This window comes from Mesorhizobium sp. M7A.F.Ca.CA.002.09.1.1 (genome assembly GCF_003998555.1).
Classification (GTDB): domain Bacteria; phylum Pseudomonadota; class Alphaproteobacteria; order Rhizobiales; family Rhizobiaceae; genus Mesorhizobium; species Mesorhizobium ciceri.
The window spans coordinates 1-1444 of the sequence record NZ_RZRR01001153.1; the positions used below are offsets into that span (position 1 = coordinate 1).

Below are 1444 nucleotides of genomic sequence, written 5' to 3' on the forward strand. Positions count from 1 at the left end.
AGCCAGGAGAACGATACCAAGTCCTGCGTCTCGCGGCGTGCCGTGCGGAATATCTGCGATCATGGCGACGTTCTTGCCGACGGCGAGCGACTTTTTCAGGGCGATAAGCGCTTTCGCTCCACCCTTGTCGAGGTGCCTGGCATTTTCCCGCCCGCCCGAGCCGCGCACAGCCTCGATGCCGAATTTTTCCAGCATCAAGGCGTTGAGCTCGGCATCGGCGCTGCGCGAAACCATGGCGACCAGCGGCTTGCGCTTGGGATAATAGGCAGGCGTCAGCAGATGCTGGCCGTGCCACAAGGCGATGATGCCAGGCTCGAACTCGGTATAGGCACCGCCCGAAAACCGTGCCGATCCCTCGACGACGCGATTGGTGAGGCGCACGAAGCGGACGAACTGGGCGAACAGGCTGGCGATGGCGTTCTTGACGAATCGCGACTGCGCAAGCGGTTGGCGAATCTTGCGCCAGAAGGCCTTGGTCGTGCGGCTGCGTCCCCTGCCCGTGGGCGCGGCATCGCTTGCTGGCCCTTTCGCCAGGTCATGCTCCATCGAAGTCAACCGGCAGCCTTGTTGTCGGGGTCCAGCAGCCGGTGCAGATGAACGACGAAGTAACGCATGTGAGCGTTGTCCACGCTGGCTTGCGCCTTGGCTTTCCACGCCGTGTGCGCGGATTGATAGTCGGGATAGATGCCGACGATGTCGAGCCCGTCGAGATCGCGGAATTCGGTGCCGCCAAGCTTCTTCAGTTCGCCACCGAACACCAGATGCAAAAGCTGTTTCTTTCCGTCTTCCGCGGCCATGTCGGTCCTTCACATATCGTGAGTTTGTCACAGGTCTAGACCAAAGCCGCCGACTTTGGAACCTTTAGGGCGAGATGAATTCATCTCGCCGGGGAAAACGCTTTCACGTGTCCAGACCGGCGATGACGCCGGCGAGCACGGCCAGCAATTCACCGCTGCCGGCAGCAAGGGCGCCGTGACGAGTCACCTCGCCGGCATAAAGTGGAGCGCGGCCATGCTGGTCGAGCAGCTGGCCGCCGGCCTCGCGCAGGATGAGGTCGGCCGCCGCAATGTCCCAGTCATGCGCGTTCGGCTTGACGAAAGTGGCGTCCAGCGCGCCATTGGCGATCATGGCCAGCCGATAGGCGAGCGAAGGGCTGTAAGGCGCCCGCTTCAGCCGCGCCTGCCATTCGGCAGGCATCAGGTCGGTCAACTGCTTCAGCCCGGAAATCTCGGCCGTTTCCGCCAGCTTGCGAACCGCAATGCGCTTGCCGTTGCGGAAAGCACCCTGGCCGGGCAGCGCCCAATAGGTCTCCTCCATCGCCGGGCATTCCAGCACGCCGGCCAGCGTGCGGCCATGCTCGACGACGGCGACGCTGACGCACCAGGTGCGCTGGCCTTCCAGGAAACCGCGCGTGCCGTCGATCGGGTCGACGACGAAGGTGCGG

General features: G+C 63.6%; 3 protein-coding genes. All 3 read right to left on the reverse strand.

All coding sequences use genetic code 11. The annotated features are described in order from the left end of the window. Positions 1 to 546 (reverse strand): lysophospholipid acyltransferase family protein (locus tag EN994_RS31240; RefSeq protein WP_127308142.1); only part of this gene is annotated, 546 nt, incomplete at its 3' end. Between the two features lie 5 nt (positions 547 to 551). Continuing rightward, a complete protein-coding gene (locus tag EN994_RS31245) occupies positions 552 to 797 on the reverse strand; it encodes a DUF4170 domain-containing protein (protein ID WP_013532345.1) in 246 nt (81 codons plus the stop codon). Positions 798 to 900: 103 nt separating this feature from the next. Next, on the reverse strand, positions 901 to 1444 hold a 544-nt coding region (locus tag EN994_RS31250), incomplete at its 5' end, for an inositol monophosphatase (RefSeq protein WP_164746405.1).